Here is a 20,364-nt window from a genome sequence, read left to right on the forward strand (position 1 = left end):
GACATAGTTCACAAGGAAATGCGCTGTCTCTGTTTATAGTGAACTTAGCATCATCTGACTCGGAAGGAGTGAACTCTCATGAAGAAAAAGAAAATGAGTCCGTTGTTTAGGAGATTGAATTATTTCTCTCCTATCGAACACCATTCAAATAAACATAGCCAAACCAGCCGCGAAGATCGCGATTGGGAGAATGTATACAGAAACAGATGGCAGTACGACAAAGTCGTTCGCTCCACCCACGGCGTCAACTGCACGGGGTCATGCAGCTGGAATATTTATGTGAAAAACGGAATTGTCACGTGGGAAGGACAAAACTTGAATTATCCATCAACAGGCCCGGATATGCCTGATTTCGAACCGAGAGGCTGTCCGCGGGGAGCCAGTTTTTCATGGTATATCTACAGCCCGCTCCGTGTGAAATACCCATACGTGCGCGGTGTGCTGATCAATTTGTGGCGGGAAGCACTGCAGGCCCACCAAAATCCATTGGATGCTTGGAAATCAATCGTTGAAAATCCTGAAAAAGCGAAGTCCTATAAACAGGCAAGAGGGAAAGGCGGTTTTGTGCGTGCTGAATGGTCGGAGGTGCTGAAGCTGATTTCAGCCTCTCTGCTCTATACAGTTATGAAGTACGGGCCTGACCGGAACGTCGGTTTTTCTCCGATTCCAGCTATGTCAATGATCAGCCATGCATCAGGCTCACGGTTTATGTCGTTAATCGGCGGCCCTATGCTTAGTTTTTATGACTGGTACGCGGACCTTCCTCCGGCATCCCCGCAAATTTGGGGTGACCAGACGGACGTTCCGGAAAGCAGTGATTGGTACAATTCAGGCTATATCATCACATGGGGTTCCAACGTTCCGTTAACGAGAACGCCTGACGCGCATTTTTTGGCGGAGGCCCGTTATAAAGGCGCTAAGGTTATTTCGATCAGCCCGGATTTTGCAGAATCCTCAAAGTTTGCGGATGACTGGCTGAGTATCCGCCAAGGGACTGACGGAGCGCTTGCGATGGCCATGGGTCACGTCATTTTGCAGGAATATTACGTGAACCAAGCGACGGAACGTTTCATTGAGTACGCAAAGCAATACACGGATTTTCCGTTCTTCGTCACACTCTCAAAAGAAAATGGCATCTACACAGCTGGACGTTTTTTGCATGCGAAGGACATCGGGCGGCAGACAAAGCATGATCAGTGGAAGCCTGCGGTCTGGGATGAGCAAACAAGCGCATTTGCCATACCGCAAGGGACAATGGGCTCCCGCTGGGACGGGCAGCAGAAATGGAACCTGCACATGATCGATGAAGAAACCGGAGAACCGATTGAACCCCGTCTCTCTGTGCTGGGGATAGAGGACGAAATCGGCACGGTGCGCATCCCGTATTTTTCAAATGACGGAAACAAAGTGCTTGAGCGGGATCTTCCTATAAAAAAACTGAACCTGAACGGCGAAGAGGTATGTGTCACGACCGTGTTTGACTTGATACTGGCCAACTACGGCGTGAACCGGGGCATCGGCGAACAATCAGCTGTCTCTTATGATGATCCTGAGCCGTTCACGCCTGCCTGGCAGGAACAGATGACAGGAATCAAAAAAGAAGCCGTCATAAAGATAGCCAGAGAGTTTGCCCAAAATGCGATCGATACAGACGGCCGATCCATGATTATCGTAGGGGCAGGGATCAACCACTGGTTCAACTCCGACACGATCTACCGGGCAGTGTTAAATCTTGTATTACTGGTAGGCGCCCAAGGCGTAAACGGCGGGGGCTGGGCCCATTATGTGGGGCAGGAAAAGCTCCGTCCTGCTGAAGGGTGGCAGACGATTGCAAATGCAAAGGACTGGGAGGGCGTGCCCAAGCTGCAAAACGGCACCTCATTTTTCTACTTTGCGACAGACCAGTGGCGTTACGAGGACCAGCCGATCAGTGACTTAGCTTCACCGATTGGTGCGTCATCCCGCTACAAGCATCACGCCGATTACAATGTGCTGGCAGCGCGATTAGGATGGCTTCCGTCTTACCCGACGTTCAATCAAAACGGCATCGATCTGTACAAAGAAGCTGAAAAAGCAGGGGCAACAACACCTGAAGACGTTGGTGCGTACGTGGCCTCACAGCTTCAAGAGAAAAAGCTGAAATTTGCGATTGAAGATCCAGACAATGAAGTGAATTTCCCAAGGAATCTCTTCGTATGGCGGGCAAACCTGATCTCCAGCTCAGGGAAAGGGCATGAATATTTTCTCAAGCATTTGCTGGGGACGACGAATGGTTTAATGAATGACGACAGCGACAGCATCCGCCCTGAAGAAATCAAATGGCGGGAGCAGGCGCCGGAAGGAAAGCTCGACTTATTAATCAATCTTGATTTTCGAATGGCGGGAACGGCGCTGTATTCTGATATCGTGCTGCCGGCAGCGACATGGTATGAAAAACACGATCTCAGCAGTACAGATATGCATCCGTTCATCCATCCTTTTGCCCCAGCGATCTCGGCTCCGTGGGAATCGAAGTCAGACTGGGATATTTTCAAGGCACTGTCAAAAGCCGTTTCCGAGCTGGCAGAAGAAGTCGATATGGAGCCGGTAAAAGAAGTAGTCGCGACGCCGCTCCTCCATGACACCGTGCAGGAATTGGCCCAGCCATTCGGCAAAATCAACGACTGGAGCAAGGGCGAATGTGAAGCCATTCCGGGAAAAACGATGCCGAACATCCAAGTTGTTGAACGGGATTACAAGCACATTTTTTATAAAATGACCGCGCTCGGTCCTCATGCCGGTTTAAAACCGAGCGGAACAAAAGGGATGAGCTGGTCGATCGCCAATGAATATGAATCACTCAAAAAGAGACTGGGAGAAATCACCTCGGACAGCGTCGCAAAGGGATGTCCGAATATAAGTGAAGCAAAGCAGGCGGCCGAAGCGATTTTAACCTTATCATCCACTTCAAATGGAAAAGTCGCCGTGAAAGCATGGGAATCACTTGAAAACATCACAAACCTGAAGCTGAAAGACCTGGCGGAAGAACGGGAGGAAGAATGCTTTACGTTCGAACAAATTACAGCCCAGCCGAAAACGGTCATCACGTCTCCGGCATTTACAGGCTCAGAAAAAGGCGGGCGCAGGTACTCGCCGTTTACAACGAACGTAGAAAAATTAATCCCGTGGCGAACACTGACCGGAAGACAATCTTATTATGTCGATCATGAACTGATGATGGAATTCGGTGAGACGATGGCGACATTTAAACCGATTCTTCAGCATCGTCCGTTTCTAAGCAAGCGGCCTGATCAAGAGGGCAAAGAAATCGTCCTCAATTATTTGACGCCGCATAATAAATGGTCTGTCCACAGCATGTATTTTGATTCTTTGCCGATGCTGACGCTATTCCGCGGAGGGCCGACCGTGTGGATGAATAAAGATGATGCAGAGGACACGGATATCAAAGACAACGATTGGATTGAATGTTTTAACCGAAACGGCGTTGTCGTCGCGAGAGCGGTTTTGTCTCACCGGATTCCTAAAGGAATGGCGTTTATGCACCATGCCCAAGACCGCCACATCAACGTGCCCGGCACAAAACTGACGAATAACCGCGGAGGCACCCATAACAGCCCGACAAGGATTCACGTCAAGCCGACACAGATGATCGGGGGCTATGCCCAGCTCAGCTACGGCTTTAACTATTACGGTCCAACAGGGAATCAGCGCGACCTGAATGTCGTCATCCGCAAGCTGAAGGAGGTCGATTGGCTTGAAGATTAAAGCGCAAATCGGTATGGTCATGAACTTGGATAAATGCATCGGCTGCCACACGTGCAGCGTCACCTGCAAAAACACGTGGACAAACCGTGCCGGTGCGGAATATATGTACTTTAATAATGTAGAAACAAAGCCGGGCATCGGCTACCCGAAGCAGTGGGAGGATCAGGACAAATATAAAGGTGGCTGGACATTGAAAAAAGGAAAGCTCGAGCTAAAATCAGGCCCGAAAACAAATCGGCTTGCAGGCCTTTTCTATAACCCGAACCAGCCGACGATTGATGATTACTATGAACCTTGGAACTATGATTATGAAACACTAACAAACAGCCCGCAGAAAAAACACCAGCCAGTGGCACGCCCGAAATCGTCCTTGACAGGGGATTTCATGAATATCGAATGGGGACCGAACTGGGAGGACGATCTCGCAGGCGGCCACATTACGGGACTTGAGGATCCAAACGTGCAAAAGATGGAGGAATCGATCAAAACAGAATTCGATGAGGTCTTTATGATGTATCTGCCCCGTATTTGCGAGCACTGCATCAACCCGGCGTGCGTTTCCTCTTGTCCGTCGGGGGCCATGTACAAACGCGAGGAGGACGGCATTGTGCTTGTGGATCAAAACGCATGCCGTTCATGGAGATATTGCGTCTCATCGTGTCCTTATAAAAAAGTCTATTTTAACTGGCAAACGAACAAAGCGGAAAAATGCACACTCTGCTTTCCGCGTTTGGAGGCGGGGCTGCCAACCATCTGCTCCGAGACGTGTGTAGGCAGAATCCGCTACCTCGGCGTCATGCTTTACGACGCAGACAAAGTGGAGGAAGCGGCATCTGTTGAAAATGAAAAGGATCTCTATCATTCCCAATTGGACGTTTTTCTTGATCCGAATGATCCTGAGGTTGCCAAACTGGCAAAAGAACAAGGCATCCCGGCTGAATGGATAGAGGCTGCACAGCAATCGCCAATCTATAAAATGATCATCGACTGGAAGATTGCGCTGCCGCTTCATCCTGAGTACCGTACACTGCCGATGGTCTGGTACATACCGCCGCTGAGCCCGATTATGAATCTCTTTGAAGGAAAAGGCAGCCAGCAATCAGCGGAAGATATTTTTCCGGCTATCGACCAAATGAGAATTCCAATTGACTATTTGGCGCAGCTATTAACGGCCGGTGATACGGATCATATTCGGTCAACGTTAAAGAAAATGTCTGTCATGCGCCAGTATATGAGAGCAGTCCAGACGAATAAATCCATCGACCCGGCACTGATCTCCAGTGTCGGCTTAACAGAACAGCAAATTAAAGATATGTATCGTCTGCTTGCGATCGCCAAATATGATGACCGCTTTGTGATTCCGAGCAGCCACCGAGAAGAAGTATCTGATTTATACGCTGAACAAGGGAGCTGCGGCTTATCATTTTCAGGCGGTCCCGGCTCTTGTTTTTAACTTTCTGAAACGAGGTGTAACAAGATGAACACCACAGACCGGCAGATTACGTTCTCCGCTCTTTCCTTTCTTCTATCCTATCCGGATGAAGGGTGGAGAGCCGAGCTTCCCGATTGGGAGACTCTTATCCATGAAAACGGCAATCGGCAAATCCGGGAGAAGCTGCTGCACTTTTTCGAAGCATCAGCCAGCTTTTCTCATGAAGCGCTGATTGAACACTATGTCTATACGTTCGACTTCGGGAAAAAAACGAATATGTACGTCACCTACTTTAACTCAGGCGAGCAAAGGGAACGCGGGATTGAATTGCTTCATTTAAAAGACACATACCAGCAATCCGGTTTCCTGCCGACAGAGAAAGAGCTGCCTGATTATCTGCCGCTTATGCTGGAATTTGCCGCGGTTGCGGAGATTGAAGCAGCGAGAAACGTGTTTGAGAAATATCTGTCCAATGTGAGGGAGCTGGCATTCCGCCTCGAAAAAAATGACAGCGTATATGCGGAGCTGCTGCACGTGCTGCTGGCCGCGCTGGAGAACATTGGCGTACGTGAAAGCGTTGAAGGGACTGTTCAAGCATGAACGGGCAGATCCTGTGGGGCGTGATGCCATACATTGTAATGACGATCTTTATCGGCGGTCATATTTACCGCTACCAGCATGACCAATTTGGCTGGACGGCGAAATCCAGCGAGCTGCTAGAAAAGAAAAAACTTGCGGCAGGCAGTACACTTTTTCATTGGGGCATGCTGTGCGTTATCGGCGGGCATCTCATGGGAATACTGATCCCGGAAGCCGTGTACACCTCCATTGGCATTTCAGAGCATGCTTATCACAAAATGGCGATCGGCGCAGGCCTGCCGGCGGGGGGTGTGGCATGTACCGGACTTGTCATCCTGACGTACAGAAGGCTGTTTGACAAAAGAATCCGCAAAACCAGCTCGCTATCGGATATCCTTATTCTCATCCTGCTGCTGTTCATGATGCTGTCAGGCGTTGCCGCCACGTTTCTCAACATTGATTCGAAAGGGTTTGATTACCGGACAACAGTCGGGCCGTGGTTCAGGGAGATCTTTTTATTCAGGCCTGATGCCTCCTTAATGGAGAGCGTCCCGTTATGGTTTAAGATCCATATCATGATAGGATACGTCGTTTTTATCCTGTGGCCGTTTACAAGATTGGTTCACGTGTTCAGTCTGCCGCTCAAATATCTGACACGTAGCTATGTCGTGTATCGGAAACGCTCGTAAAAATCCCCCTTGAAAGAGGGGGATTTTTTATGATGATGGAAACAAGTCTTACAAAACAGTTTGAAGAAAAAATAAAAAAGCAAGATATTTTCTGCCAAGGTAATGGCTGAGCGGCCAGGAATCCTGTTATGTTTGCATTTAGAAATAACATTCTAAAAAGGAGAGTGAAGAATGAAGCGGATTTTATTCATTTTAACTGCTTGCCTTATGACAGGCGCCGGAGTCCTGACGCTTAGACACTCTCACGTATTAACCGGCGGGACAGCGGGACTGTCACTAAGCCTGACATACTTGTTTCATTCCTCGTTTGCCATTATCTTCTTTATGATTAATATCCCGTTTTACGTATTTTCTCTCATCAGAATGGGCATCAAATTTACCCTATCCACTGTATTTGCAGTCACAGCGCTGACTCTGTTTACAAGCGCGGATCATTGGCTGCCGTCTGTCTCTTTTTCACCGCTTGCCGGGGCGATTTGCGGCGGGGCGCTGATTGGATTCGGCTTGTCGCTCATGTTTTATCATCAGGCATCGCTCGGCGGCGCCAATATTCTCGCTTTATTTCTGCAAAAGCGCTACGGATGGAATCCGGGTACGATTAATTTCCTCTTCGATTTTGGCGTAGTGCTGGTCGGCATTTTCTCCGTCGGATTGCTGAAAGGTCTCTTCTCCTTAGTGTCGATTGCCTTCACGGGCCTGATCGTCAGCTTCTTCAAAAATAAAATCGAAAGCAGCTACTCCCTCACGCCGGCCTTGCTCCAGAACATCACACCCGGACAATCTCAGGAAGCTTCATCATAAGCCTTTCCGCATCTTGCGGAGAGGCTTTTTGCATAGAAGGTTTATCGATTAGAAAAAAGAGGTAATACGGAGGTAATTGAATCAGAATGGAGAGAATCAGGATGCTGAAAAGGAGACTGGAATTTTTCTTTTTATATATCATGCTTATCGGGGCATATGTCATATGGTTTTTTCCGGTTTCCAGGCTTGAGTTTTACGGAGGATTGCTTTGCTATGTAAGCATTATTTTGTTCAGCATCTATTCGTTAATCCTTGAAAACCGCACCTCGCAGCACACGCTGCTATGGATCCACATTCTTGTCTTTTTTCCAATCGCCGGCTACATGTTTTATCTGTTTTCCGGACAGCTTTATGTAAAAGGAAAGCTGTTCAAGACAAAACGAATGCATAACAGGGAAAAGCTCAGGAAGCTGTTTGACATGGAGGAAACGCCGGAAGTGACAGGGCTGAAGGGCAATCAGGAAAGGTTCTTTACGTATTCCATTAAGGCAGCCCATATGAATATCAATACGAAAAGCAATATCAAAGTGCTGAAAAACGGCGAAGAAACCTTCCCGGACATTTTCAAAGCAATGAGGAAAGCAGAATCTTATATACATATTGAATACTACATGTTTAAATCAGACATGCTCGGCCGCGGCATGATGGACATTATGATGGAAAAGGCGCGCCAAGGTGTCGAGGTGCGGTTTTTATATGATGCCGCAGGAAGCATGAAGCTGGCAAGAAAAGATATCATAAAAATGAAGCAAGCGGGAGTAGATATCGTTCCGTTTTCTCCGCTGAAATACGGGTTTTTCAACCAGAAGCTGAATTTCAGAAACCATCGGAAAATCGTGATCATTGACGGGAAAACTGGGTTTGTGGGCGGATTAAATGTCGGGAAGGAATATATCAGCAGAGATCCGTCCATCGGATTTTGGAGAGACACTCACCTGCGGCTGGAAGGAGAAATTGTGCAAACGCTTCACGCCATCTTTATGCTTGATTGGGAATACGTCTCCAATGAAGTGTTAATTGATCAAGAGGTGTACAATACCCCGGTTCCCGTGGAAGGGGAGGGGATTTACCAAGTTGTCGCGACAGGCCCTGACATGAAGGAAAGCATGAGCGACCTTTATTATGAAATGATTTCTTCAGCGCAGAAATCAATATGGATCGCTACTCCCTATTTTGTCCCGAATGAATCCATTCGCATGGCGCTGAAGGCAGCGGCGACAAAAGGCGTAGAGGTAAGGGTCATGGTGCCGGAAAAGAACGACAGCTTTTTGACGCAATACGCGTCGAGATCCTATTTTCCAGAGCTGCTTCTTGAGGGCATTGAGGTGTATTCTTATCAAAAAGGCTTCATGCATCAAAAAGTCATGATCGTTGATGGCGATCTCGCCTCCGTCGGCACCGCGAATATGGACATGCGCAGCTTCCAGCTCAACTTTGAAGTGAACGTGTTCTTTACGGATGCCGAAGCGATCCGCACCCTTGAAGCCCATTTCGAAGAGGATATGCTGGACAGTGAAAAACTCAGCCCTGTCGGCTTTTATAAAAGGGGAATGACCGACCGGACAAAAGAATCCTTAGCCCGTCTGTTTTCAGGTGTTCTGTAAGAAATAAGAAATCTGATCTTTAAAAACCGCCGGTGTATAGTATAATTGAGAAATATTATCAGTTATTTATGCATTGGGGGAAGATAGAGTGCTGCGGCAATTTTTTTCATATTATAAACCATATAAAACGTTGTTTTTTCTCGATTTTTTTTCGGCGATCGCGGGAGGCCTAATGGAGCTGAGTTTTCCTTTGATCGTCAATTATTTTATTGACACCTTGCTTCCGGGCAGGGACTGGGGGCTGATCATCGCGACCTCAATCGGCTTATTTGCAGTGTACGCGCTCAGCTCGGCACTCCAGTATATCGTTACATACTGGGGACACATGCTCGGGATCAATATCGAGACCGATATGAGAAAATCGCTTTTTGACCATTTGCAAAAGCTCTCGTTCAAATTTTACGACAACAACAAGACGGGAACGCTGATGTCGAAGCTGACGAACGATTTAATGTACATCGGCGAAGTTGCCCATCACGGCCCGGAAGACTTATTCATTGCCATCATGACCATTCTTGGAGCGTTCGGGGTCATGCTGTTTATTAACTGGCAGCTGGCATTATTAACGTTTATCATCATGCCGATTGTCATTTGGCTAGCGCTTTATTTCAACAAAAAAATGACCAAAGCGTTTACCACGCTGAACAAGGATATCGGCGACTTCAGCGCGCGGGTAGAAAATAATATTGGCGGCATCCGGCTCGTGCAGGCGTTCGGCAATGAAGCGTTTGAAAAAGAACGCTTCGCTGTCAACAATCAGCGTTTCCGTGTCACAAAGCTTTCCTCATACAAAATCATGGCGAAAAACGGCTCAATCAGCTATATGCTGACTCGGTTTGTCACGCTCTTTGTGCTTTTGTGCGGAACGTGGTTTGTCATTCGCGGCTCCTTATCGTACGGGGAATTCGTTGCGTTTGTGCTCTTGACGAATGTGCTGTTCAGGCCCATTGACAAAATTAACGCTATTATCGAAATGTATCCGAGGGGAATCGCCGGTTTCAAAAGTTATATGGAACTGATAGAGACAGAGCCGGATATTCAGGATTCTCCTGATGCGAGAGACGTTGCCGGCCTGAAGGGCAATATCCGCTATGAACATGTTTCATTTGGCTATGATGACCATCACAACGTCCTTAATGACATTAACCTGTCCATTCAAGCGGGGGAAACGGTTGCGTTCGTCGGTCCGTCAGGTGCGGGGAAATCCACGCTTTGCAGTCTGCTTCCGCGCTTTTATGAAGCATCTGAGGGTGACATTACGATCGACGGCATCAGCATTAAAGACATGACGCTGTCTTCGCTGCGGGGGCAGATTGGCGTCGTGCAGCAGGACGTTTTCTTATTCTCGGGCACGCTTAGAGAAAATATCGCCTACGGCCGATTAGACGCATCAGAAGAAGACATTTGGCAGGCTGTGAAGCAGGCGCATCTGGAAGAGCTCGTCCATAACATGCCTGAAGGATTGGATACCATCATCGGCGAGCGTGGCGTGAAGCTCTCCGGCGGGCAAAAACAGCGCCTGTCAATTGCACGGATGTTCTTGAAAAATCCGTCGATCCTGATTCTCGACGAAGCAACCTCTGCCCTTGATACAGAAACAGAAGCGGCGATTCAAAAGGCGCTTCAAGAATTGTCCGAGGGGCGCACGACGCTCGTCATCGCCCACAGGCTGGCGACAATCAAAGACGCGGACAGAATTGTGGTCGTCACAAACAACGGTATTGAAGAACAAGGCCGTCATCAAGACTTGATCGAAGCTGGAGGCCTGTACAGCAGGCTGCATCAAGCGCAATTCGGTCAAATGGTGCAGCACTAGGAGGGGAATATGGATAGAAAAAATGTGCTCTACATTGCTGTTTCATTGGATGGGATGATCGCAAGAGAAGATGGGAGCATCGATTGGCTGGATGAATTTGAAGGTGAAGGCGATAACGGTTACAGTGCGTTTTATCAGACTGTTGATACCGTCATCTTAGGCCGGAGCACATATGAACACGTCAAAATCCTTACACCGGTTTTTCCGTATCAGGACAAAACATGCTACGTTTTCACGAGAACGCCCGGCAGCTATCAGGATGGACACGTGACGTTTATCAATGAGGGAGCCAAGGCCTTCACTGACCGTTTGAAACAGGATAAAGGCTTAAACATCTGGATAGCAGGCGGGGCAGAGCTGGTGAATGCCTTTATGAAAGAAGACGCCATCGATGAATTCATCATTACCATGATTCCAGTCGTTTTAGGGAGCGGCATTCCGCTGTTTCACGAACTGACGAATGAAACAAAGCTGCGGTTAAAAGGAATGAAACAATTTGGACAGGCGGTTCAGCTTCATTATGTAAGATCATAAGAAAAAGGATAGACAAATACATGTCTATCCTTTTTATATGTAAGTTAGAGCGCTTCTCTTTCAGGCGGCTCAATGATACTTTGGAACTTTTCAACCAGCTGTGGCGCTTTTGTTCCTTCCACAACAATGAGATACTCCTTTTCATCATGAGCCATACGGAACGTCTCAAGCTCAATTAAGCTTTTGATTTTGCACATCGTTTTCTTTGAATAAATATAAACCTCGTGGCTTCCGGAATGGCACATTTTATAAAGATAAATCAAATTTCTTAAAGTAAATGCCTTTGCGGCTACTTTCAGAGACTTGATGTTTTTCATAATCTTTCTCCTCCATCGGTTGTTGTCTTATATATCGTATGTTCCCAGAGTGGACGACCTGTAAACCTAATATTGCGCATTTATGATTTCCATTGCAGCGTGCCGCCGCCGATGCGCTTGACACCGCGGATGGAGCTTAATTCATCCATCAGGCGGAGGAGCGCCTTGTCTTTCTGTTTTGCTTCAATCATGAAATCAATATTTGTTCCCCATTGCCTGAAGCGTTCCAAAAGCGGCAGCAAAAAGTTTGCGTCAACATAATCGGCATGGCTGCGAACAGCTTGCTCCGATTTTGGGGAAGACAGGTGAACCTTCGGCTGCAGGCCGATTCGCTCCCACGTTTTGATCATCCGGGGCAGTGCTTCATTCAGGTCGGCGTGATCATCTGGATTGGCGTAAAAATGATGAAAGTCAAAGACAAACGGAACATCCTCTTGTTCACAGACTTGAAGCGTTTCTTCTGTCGTATATGTTTTATCATCGTTTTCCAGCGTCATCCGCTGTTTGATCTCCTGCGGCAGCTGCTTCATATTTTGATGAAATTGTGCAGTGGCTGTATCTTTATCTCCGTAAGCGCCTCCTATATGAATGTTAATAACGGAGCGATCAGCAATGTCCATGGCCTCAAGCATGCGGTAGTGATACGCCATATCTGTTACCGCATTTTTTGTGACATTTTCCTTCGGGCTCGTGAACAGAGTGAATTGGTTTGGATGAAAGCTGGTTCGCAGATGATGTGCCTTGACAAGCTCTCCGATCTCCCGAAACTCCTTTTGAAACGGCGTTACAAAATCCCACATTACATCGGGATGCGTGGCCAGCGGTACAATCGAACTGGAAAAACGGTACAAAGGAATGCCGTGGCCGATGATATAGTGAAGGGTTCTCATCGTATTGCGTAAATTGGCTCTTGTCACAGTCAGCAGTGCTTCTTTTCTTTCATCCCTTGAAAGCTTGGAATAACGCGCGAATGTCAATGTTTTAGCGGGAGACGCATCCCAAAGGCTCATCGCATTTGAAACGAACCCGAATCTGAAAATCATAGGAACTCTCCTTTATAAAAAATAAGATAATGCTCTGCCAAGCCATTCCGCCGGGCGCTGCCTGAACGTACGCTTTTTGAAATTCTCCTTTGTCAGCAGCGCTGACCTATTAATATCCTCTTCAATCGTGGCATAGACTTCTTTTGTAAAAGCCTTATCATCGATTTCAACATTCACTTCTTCATTTAAAAAAAAGCTTCGTTGATCAAAATTGGCGGTCCCGATGATGCTGAAATGATCGTCAATGATCAGAGCTTTTACATGATAAAACCCCTGATAAAAACGGTAGATAAGACATCCGGCATCCAAGAGCTCCGAATAATACGTAAAAGCAGCCTCTCTGACCAGCGGATGATCTGATTTCATCGGTACGATGACCGTAACAGCTACACCGTTTTTTCTTGCTTTGACTAATGCCTGCTGAAGCGGTTTTGTCGGAATATAATAAGGCGTGCAAATGGTAATGCGCTCTTTTGCCCGCGCGATATTTGCCACATACGTTTTTTCAAGAGAATAACCGTCAGTCGCATAAATCTTATGAGAGATATTCCCTTGCGGAAGTTCCGGCCAAACATCCGGGCCCAGTTCAGCTGATCCGGTATTTCGTTTCAGATCGGCTGTAAAAAGCGTCTGAAGATCGCGGACACCTTCACCTTTCATACGCAGATGATAATCCTCCCAATTGCCGAACTTCGCCTTCTTTCCAAGGTATTCCTCACCGATGTTAAACCCGCCGATATAACCGATTTTTCCGTCTATCACAGCGATTTTCCGGTGATTTCGTTTTTGCATATGAAAAAAGAAAAAAGGAAAACGGGGCTTGTTAAGAAAATGAACATGAACCCCGGCATTTTTCATCGTCTCCAGCGCCGGTTTTTTAATTTTTTGGCTGCCGGACCAATCCAGCAGCAAATAAACAGAAACACCGGATGTAGCTTTTGCTTTCAGCAGCGTAAACATATTGTGGCTGACCTCATCATTTTTCATAATAAAAAACATCACGTGAACAGAGGAAACGGCCTGGCGGATGTCTTCCATCATCCGTTCCACAAGATCAGCGCCGCAGTGGATCAATTCGATCTCACTCTTCTTTTTTGAAAAAACAGGCTCGTACGCGTTTTTTTTATAAACGGCGCGTCCCATGAAGATATCAAGCAGAATGAAAGCCAATAGTATGATCACAATGATGAGGATTACGAAAAATATCTTCATCCTGGCACTCCTTTCCGTAGTAAAGGTAGTGTGCCCGAACAGCAGGAATTTAATTATTGACTGAACACTCATTCATTATTTATCATTAAGATAATCTTATACAGATTCGAGGGTAGGGGATCGCGGTCTTTATCAGTAAAAAGGGGGAATTGGAATGAGCGGCTTTCTCATCGCAAATGCATTGTTATTTCTGATTGTAACCGCTTACGCTGTCTATTTGTTTGTGTACTTGGTGAAAACGAGACTGGCCTACATTAGGCTTGGGCAGAAGGAACATTTTGATAAACGGATCAAGGAACGGCTTCAGGCCATATGGGTAAATGTATTCGGACAGAAAAAATTGCTCAAGGACAAGAAAAGCGGAATCATTCACGTCATGTTTTTCTACGGATTTATATTGGTTCAGTTCGGAGCCATTGACTTTATCATCAAAGGACTGGCTCCCGATCGGAATCTGCCGCTTGGCCCTGTCTATCCCGCTTTCACCTTTTTTCAGGAAATCGTTACATTTCTCATTTTAATCGCTGTAGGCTGGGCGTTCTACAGACGTTATATTGAGAAGCTCGTCAGACTGAAACGCGGTTTCAAAGCAGGACTCGTTCTCATTTTTATCGGGGGATTGATGCTGACCGTTCTAGTTGGGAACGGGATGAACCTGATCTGGCATGATCACGGGCTTTCATGGAGCGAGCCGATTGCATCAGGTATCGCGTTTTTGCTTAGCGGAGTCGGGAAAACAGGTGCGGCGGTAATTTTTTATGTCGCATGGTGGGTGCATCTTCTATTTTTGCTGAGCTTTTTAGTGTACGTGCCTCAGTCGAAGCATGCGCATTTAATCGCCGGCCCGGCAAATGTCTTTTTCAATAGAATGGAGTCAGCCGGAAAGCTTGAAAAAATTGATTTTACCGACGAAACGAAAGAAAGCTTTGGAGCGGGAAAAATTGAAGATTTCCGGCAGTCCCAGCTGCTTGATCTGTACGCATGTGTCGAGTGCGGCCGCTGCACCAATATGTGCCCTGCGACAGGCACCGGAAAAATGCTGTCACCGATGGACTTAATTTTGCGTCTCAGAGACCATCTCACCGAAAAAGGCGCCGCCGTCACCTCGCGCTCGCCATGGGTGCCCGCGGCAGCGTTCCGGCATACGAGAGGCAATCAGCTGGCGGCAGCGTCAGCGGGCAGCGGATCGCAGGAAGCCGCGGCAGCGCTAGATTACAATCCGAGCTTGATCGGCGACGTCATCACAGAGGAAGAAATTTGGGCGTGCACGACTTGCCGGAATTGTGAGGATCAATGTCCGGTCATGAACGAACACGTGGATAAAATCATCGACCTCCGCCGCTACCTCGTACTGACAGAAGGAAAAATGGACAGCGACGCACAGCGAGCCATGACCAGTATCGAGCGGCAGGGAAATCCGTGGGGCCTCAACCGCAAGGAACGTGAAAATTGGCGTGATGCGGCGCCGGAAGCTGAGATTCCAACAGTAAAAGAAATGAAAAAAGAAGGAAAAGAATTTGAGTACCTTTTCTGGGTCGGTTCCATGGGGTCTTACGACAACAGAAGCCAGAAAATCGCAATTTCTTTTGCCAAGCTGCTCAATCACGCAGGCGTATCCTTCGCGATTCTCGGCAATAAAGAAAAAAATTCAGGAGACACGCCGCGCCGCCTCGGAAATGAATTTTTATTCCAAGAGCTGGCTGAGAAGAATATCTCTGAATTTGAAAAAAATCATGTCAAAAAAATCGTTACAATCGACCCGCATGCATACAATCTATTTAAAAACGAGTATCCTGATTTCGGTTTTGAAGGTGAGGTTTACCATCATACAGAAGTGCTGGCTGAGCTGGTGAAGAACGGGAAATTAAAACCGCAGCACCCGCTTCAAGAGGCGATTACCTTCCATGATTCATGCTACTTGGGCCGATATAATGAAGTCTATGATCCGCCTAGGGAGATTTTGAAAGCCATTCCGGGCGTACAGCTGATTGAAATGGAAAGAAACCGTGAAACCGGCATGTGCTGCGGCGCCGGCGGGGGATTAATGTGGATGGAAGAAGAAACGGGCAACAGGATTAACGTCGCTAGGACAGAGCAAGCGCTTGCGGTCAACCCATCGGTGATCAGCTCAGGCTGTCCGTACTGTCTCACGATGCTCGGGGACGGCACAAAGGCGAAAGAAGCCGAAGACCAAGTCAAAACGTATGACGTCGCCGAGCTTCTGGCCCAATCCGTCTTAGGCGCTGATATAAAAATGGGGGAGAAGCCATGAATTTTTCGTTATCAGAGGAACACGAGATGATCAGGAAATTGGTGCGTGATTTTGCGAAGCATGAGGTGGCCCCGACAGCAGCAGAACGCGACGAACAAGAACGCTTCGACCGCGAGCTGTTTCGGGAAATGGCGAATCTAGGGCTGACGGGAATTCCATGGCCTGAAGATTACGGAGGAATCGGAAGTGACTATCTGGCCTACGTCATCGCGGTGGAGGAGCTGTCGAAAGTGTGCGCCTCCACCGGTGTGACGCTTTCTGCCCATATCTCTCTATGCAGTTGGCCGCTGTTTGCCTTTGGGACGGAAGAACAGAAGACAGAGCACTTAACACAGCTGGCCCTCGGAGAGAAAATCGGCGCTTTTGCTTTGACCGAAGCGGGGTCCGGCTCTGACGCCGGCGGCATGAAAACAACTGCTGAGCGAATCGGCGATGACTATGTGTTAAATGGTTCAAAAGTGTTTATCACAAACGGCGGGATCGCGGATATTTACATTGTTTTTGCAGTCACCGATCCCGAGAAAAAGAAAAAAGGCATTTCCGCTTTTATTGTAGAAAAGGATTTCGAAGGATTTTTTACAGGCAAGAAAGAAAAGAAGCTGGGCATCCGTTCGTCTCCGACAACGGAAGTCATGTTCGAAGATTGTGTTGTGCCAGCAGCAAACCGTCTCGGAGAAGAAGGGGAAGGCTTCAAAATTGCGATGAAGACGCTTGACGGAGGCAGAAATGGCATTGCCGCCCAAGCCGTGGGCATCGCACAGGGGGCGCTTGATGCGGCGATTCAATACGCAAAAGAGAGAAAGCAATTCGGGAAATCGATCGCCGAGCAGCAAGGCATTGCTTTTAAACTCGCGGATATGGCTACAATGATAGAAGCTTCAAGGCTATTGACCTATCAGGCGGCATGGCTTGAATCATCAGGCCTTCCATATGGAAAAGCTTCCGCCATGTCCAAACTGCTGGCGGGGGATACGGCGATGAAGGTGGCGACCGAAGCCGTGCAGATTTTCGGCGGCTACGGCTATACAAAAGATTACCCGGTTGAACGCTATATGCGTGATGCAAAGATCACGCAAATCTATGAAGGCACTCAAGAAATTCAAAGACTTGTCATCTCCAGAATGCTCGCGGATTGACGCAAAACTTCTATCAGTCGGATCACTCTTGTAAAATTATTTAAATTAACGCTGTTAAGGGTAGCATATTCTGTTTTATTTTGTTTATAATGAGAGGTATGGTTTGTATAAGAACGATACAAAATCGCTTTCATTATTGATAAAACAGATACATATAAGTAATAGAAAGGGAGTGTCCGACCTTGGGTATCAAACAATATTCACAGGAAGAGCTAAAGGAAATGGCTTTAGTTGAAATCGCTCACGAATTATTTGAAGAACATAAAAAACCAGTTCCTTTTCAGGAGCTTTTAAATGAAATTGCATCTTTGCTCGGCGTGACAAAAGAAGAGCTTGGAGACCGCATCGCTCAATTTTATACAGATTTAAACATTGACGGCCGCTTCCTGGCGCTTTCCGACCAGACTTGGGGGCTTCGCAGCTGGTATCCGTATGATCAGCTTGACGAAGAAACTCAGCCGACCGTCAAGGCGAAAAAGAAAAAAGCGAAGAAAGTAGTCGAAGAAGATCTTGATCTTGACGAGTTTGAAGAGATCGATGAAGACGACATCGATTTAGATGAAGTCGAGGAAGAACTTGATCTTGACGCCGACGATTTTGACGATGAAGATCTTGATGAAGACGACGATGAGCTTGAGATTGAAGAGGATATTATTGATGAAGATGATGAAGATCTTGATGATGAAGAAGAGGATCTCAAATAGTAAAAGATCATCTTCAAAACAATCTTGACTTTCATAGTCGAACTATGTAGTATGTATTTTGGGCTCTTCAAAAACGAAGAGAGAACATAGTGCGTTATGCTCCCTTTCAAGAAATTGAAAGGGAGCTTTCTTATTTTCACCCCTCATTTTTCTTATAAATCATTTAAAAGGCTAAATGATTTTCTATAAAACAGTACATTTTAAACATGTAGCTAAGAGCGAAGAGAGGAGCAAACGAAATGACGAAATATATTTTTGTAACCGGGGGAGTCGTATCCTCACTTGGAAAGGGTATTGTAGCAGCTTCATTGGGGCGTTTGCTGAAAAACCGCGGACTGAACGTGACGATCCAAAAATTTGATCCATACATCAACGTCGACCCGGGAACAATGAGCCCATACCAGCACGGTGAAGTATTCGTAACGGATGACGGCGCTGAAACAGACTTGGACCTAGGTCACTATGAGCGTTTTATCGACATCAATCTGAATAAATTCAGCAACGTGACAACTGGTAAAATCTATTCAACAGTTCTTAAAAAAGAACGACGCGGAGACTACCTTGGCGGAACCGTACAGGTTATCCCGCACATCACAAACGAACTGAAAGACCGTGTTTACCGCGCGGGGAAAGAAACAAACGCGGATGTCGTCATAACAGAAATCGGCGGTACTGTCGGAGACATCGAATCACTGCCATTCCTTGAAGCGATCCGCCAAATGAAGAGCGACATCGGCCGTGAGAACGTGATGTACATTCACTGTACGCTTGTTCCTTACATCAAAGCTGCGGGCGAATTGAAAACAAAACCGACACAGCACAGCGTAAAAGAATTACGCAGCTTGGGCATTCAGCCAAACATCATCGTCGTGCGTACAGAAATGCCGATTTCTCAAGATATGAAGGATAAAATCGCGCTATTCTGCGACATCGATACAAAAGCGGTTATCGAGTGTGAAGATGCGGACAACCTTTACTCCATTCCGCTTGAGCTTCAAAAACAAGGGCTTGATAAGCTTGTTTGCGAGCACATGCAATTGGCATGCAAAGAGGCGGAAATGTCAGAGTGGAAAGAGCTTGTTAACAAAGTCAGCAGCTTGTCTCAAACGATCACGATCGGCCTGGTCGGTAAATACGTTGAGCTTCCTGACGCATATATTTCTGTCGTTGAATCACTCCGCCATGCGGGTTATGCGTTTGACACAGATGTAAAAGTAAAATGGATCAACGCAGAAGAAGTGACAGAAAGCAACATCGAAGAGCTCACAAATGAAATTGACGGCATCATCGTGCCGGGCGGATTCGGAGACCGCGGTGTTGAAGGCAAAATCGTTGCAACAAAATACGCGCGCGAAAACAAAATTCCGTTCTTGGGCATTTGCTTGGGCATGCAGGTTGCGTCTATTGAATACGCACGTAATGTATTGGGCCTAAAAGGCGCACACTCTGCGGAAATTGATCCGTCAACTCAATACCCGATCATCGACCTTCTTCCTGAACAGAAAGATGTTGAGGATCTCGGTGGAACGCTTCGTCTCGGACTTTACCCTTGTAAGCTTGAAGAAGGCACGAAAGCCTTTGAAGTGTACCAGGATGAAGTGGTGTACGAGCGTCACCGCCACCGCTATGAATTCAACAACGAATACAGACAGCAAATGGAAGACCAAGGCTTCGTATTCTCAGGCACAAGCCCTGACGGACGCCTTGTTGAAATCATCGAGCTGAAAGACCACCCTTGGTTCGTGGCTTCTCAGTTCCACCCAGAGTTCAAGTCAAGACCGACAAGACCTCAGCCTCTATTCAAAGGCTTTATCGGAGCGTCTGTCGAAGCTGCAAATCAGAAGTAATAAAAAAAGACTTGCCGTTTGTCAAAAGCGGGCAAGTCTTTTTTATTTGTTTCCGGCAAGATACAGCATGTACAATAAGATATTATGCATACTCTTGCAGAATTTCTTTTAATGTAAACGATAAAGCATGGTAGATATACAGTGCCGTCATTAAAGAGGGAAATCCGTAACGGGTGCCGTCTTCATCGGGAACGAGCGGCATTTTTAATTTAGAATCAATATGCACATCGCAATATTGTTCAATTCCCGCACTGTCTTTAGCTGCCGGCGATACGCATACGACTCCCGCGCCTTTTTCATAAAGCTCTTTCGCGAGCGCCTGCTCTTCGGCTGTGCCGGTCCCTGAGCAAAACATTAGCACCCTGTCGCTTTCTGTCACTTCCTCAGCGCTTTCTGGAAAGGCTTTGACGGAAGGGAATGGTTCTTTGCTTTCGGTGGCCTCATAAAAGACGCCCTGAAGCTCATTAGCTCCATATAAATAAATGGAATGCCCGCTGATCACCGCTTGAGCAAGCAGCCGCGCCCCATCTTCAATCGCGTCAGATTCCTTATCCTGAATGCGGGAAAAAATACCTGTTAACTGCGTCGTAAATATTTTCAACATAAGTGAATC

16 protein-coding genes are annotated in these 20,364 nt (G+C 47.0%); 12 read left to right on the forward strand and 4 right to left on the reverse strand.

The genetic code is table 11. The features are described from left to right. The first annotated feature begins 78 nt into the window (after positions 1–78). The 8 genes from AC4CV5_RS02090 to AC4CV5_RS02125 all read left to right on the forward strand — a co-directional run bounded on the left by AC4CV5_RS02090 (position 79) and on the right by AC4CV5_RS02125 (position 11,220). Positions 79–3,765, forward strand: a complete 3,687-nt coding sequence (locus AC4CV5_RS02090; RefSeq protein WP_490922012.1) for a nitrate reductase subunit alpha — start codon at positions 79–81, stop codon at positions 3,763–3,765. Further along, positions 3,755–5,218 (forward strand): nitrate reductase subunit beta, encoded by a 1,464-nt coding sequence (gene narH / locus AC4CV5_RS02095; RefSeq protein WP_222142220.1) that lies wholly within the window; start codon positions 3,755–3,757, stop codon positions 5,216–5,218. The genes AC4CV5_RS02090 and narH overlap by 11 nt, the downstream gene beginning before the upstream one ends. 24 nt (positions 5,219–5,242) lie before the next feature. Next, a complete protein-coding gene (gene narJ / locus AC4CV5_RS02100; protein WP_222142219.1) occupies positions 5,243–5,797 on the forward strand; it encodes a nitrate reductase molybdenum cofactor assembly chaperone in 555 nt (184 codons plus the stop codon). Beyond that, positions 5,794–6,465 (forward strand): respiratory nitrate reductase subunit gamma, encoded by a 672-nt coding sequence (narI, locus tag AC4CV5_RS02105; RefSeq protein ID WP_490922013.1) that lies wholly within the window; start codon positions 5,794–5,796, stop codon positions 6,463–6,465. Before narJ ends, narI begins: the two co-directional genes overlap by 4 nt. A 171-nt stretch (positions 6,466–6,636) precedes the next feature. Then, positions 6,637–7,266 carry a YitT family protein gene (locus AC4CV5_RS02110; protein ID WP_490922014.1) on the forward strand — a complete coding sequence of 210 codons (630 nt, stop codon included), beginning with the start codon at positions 6,637–6,639 and terminating at the stop codon, positions 7,264–7,266. Between the two features lie 101 nt (positions 7,267–7,367). Then, entirely contained in the window at positions 7,368–8,870 is a 1,503-nt protein-coding gene (gene cls, locus AC4CV5_RS02115) for a cardiolipin synthase (protein WP_166847187.1), read from the forward strand. Between the two features lie 88 nt (positions 8,871–8,958). After that, positions 8,959–10,686, forward strand: a complete 1,728-nt coding sequence (locus AC4CV5_RS02120; protein WP_490922015.1) for an ABC transporter ATP-binding protein — start codon at positions 8,959–8,961, stop codon at positions 10,684–10,686. A 9-nt stretch (positions 10,687–10,695) separates the two neighbouring features. After that, positions 10,696–11,220, forward strand: a complete 525-nt coding sequence (locus tag AC4CV5_RS02125) for a dihydrofolate reductase family protein (protein WP_166847192.1) — start codon at positions 10,696–10,698, stop codon at positions 11,218–11,220. Between the two features lie 44 nt (positions 11,221–11,264). Here AC4CV5_RS02125 and AC4CV5_RS02130 read toward each other — a convergent pair whose 3' ends face one another. The 3 genes from AC4CV5_RS02130 to cls (AC4CV5_RS02140) form a co-directional block, all read right to left on the reverse strand. Next, positions 11,265–11,537, reverse strand: coding sequence for a hypothetical protein (locus tag AC4CV5_RS02130; protein ID WP_166847194.1), 273 nt, complete (start codon positions 11,535–11,537; stop codon positions 11,265–11,267). A gap of 80 nt (positions 11,538–11,617) precedes the next feature. Next, on the reverse strand, positions 11,618–12,580 hold the full coding sequence (gene uvsE, locus AC4CV5_RS02135; RefSeq protein WP_490922016.1) for a UV DNA damage repair endonuclease UvsE: 963 nt from the start codon (positions 12,578–12,580) through the stop codon (positions 11,618–11,620). Positions 12,581–12,592: 12 nt separating this feature from the next. After that, on the reverse strand, positions 12,593–13,792 hold the full coding sequence (gene cls / locus AC4CV5_RS02140) for a cardiolipin synthase (protein WP_166847199.1): 1,200 nt from the start codon (positions 13,790–13,792) through the stop codon (positions 12,593–12,595). Between the two features lie 154 nt (positions 13,793–13,946). Between cls (AC4CV5_RS02140) and AC4CV5_RS02145 the strand changes: the two genes are divergently transcribed. The 4 genes from AC4CV5_RS02145 (at position 13,947) to pyrG (ending at position 19,751) form a co-directional block, all read left to right on the forward strand. Then, the gene (locus AC4CV5_RS02145; protein WP_490922017.1) at positions 13,947–16,064 is read left to right on the forward strand and encodes a heterodisulfide reductase-related iron-sulfur binding cluster; all 2,118 of its coding nucleotides are present in this window, start codon (positions 13,947–13,949) and stop codon (positions 16,062–16,064) included. Next, on the forward strand, positions 16,061–17,200 hold the full coding sequence (gene acdA, locus AC4CV5_RS02150; RefSeq protein ID WP_222142211.1) for an acyl-CoA dehydrogenase AcdA: 1,140 nt from the start codon (positions 16,061–16,063) through the stop codon (positions 17,198–17,200). Before AC4CV5_RS02145 ends, acdA begins: the two co-directional genes overlap by 4 nt. Before the next feature lie 182 nt (positions 17,201–17,382). Continuing rightward, positions 17,383–17,904: a DNA-directed RNA polymerase subunit delta gene (gene rpoE / locus AC4CV5_RS02155; RefSeq protein ID WP_222142210.1), complete on the forward strand. Its 522-nt coding sequence runs from the start codon at positions 17,383–17,385 to the stop codon at positions 17,902–17,904. 239 nt (positions 17,905–18,143) lie between these two features. Beyond that, the gene (pyrG, locus tag AC4CV5_RS02160; protein ID WP_490922018.1) at positions 18,144–19,751 is read left to right on the forward strand and encodes a glutamine hydrolyzing CTP synthase; all 1,608 of its coding nucleotides are present in this window, start codon (positions 18,144–18,146) and stop codon (positions 19,749–19,751) included. Between the two features lie 82 nt (positions 19,752–19,833). Here the strand turns inward: pyrG and AC4CV5_RS02165 are convergent, their stop codons facing one another. Further along, positions 19,834–20,355, reverse strand: coding sequence for a DUF2529 domain-containing protein (locus AC4CV5_RS02165; protein ID WP_222142209.1), 522 nt, complete (start codon positions 20,353–20,355; stop codon positions 19,834–19,836). Positions 20,356–20,364: the final 9 nt, after the last annotated feature.

It is taken from the genome of Bacillus sp. NS1, assembly GCF_058248265.1.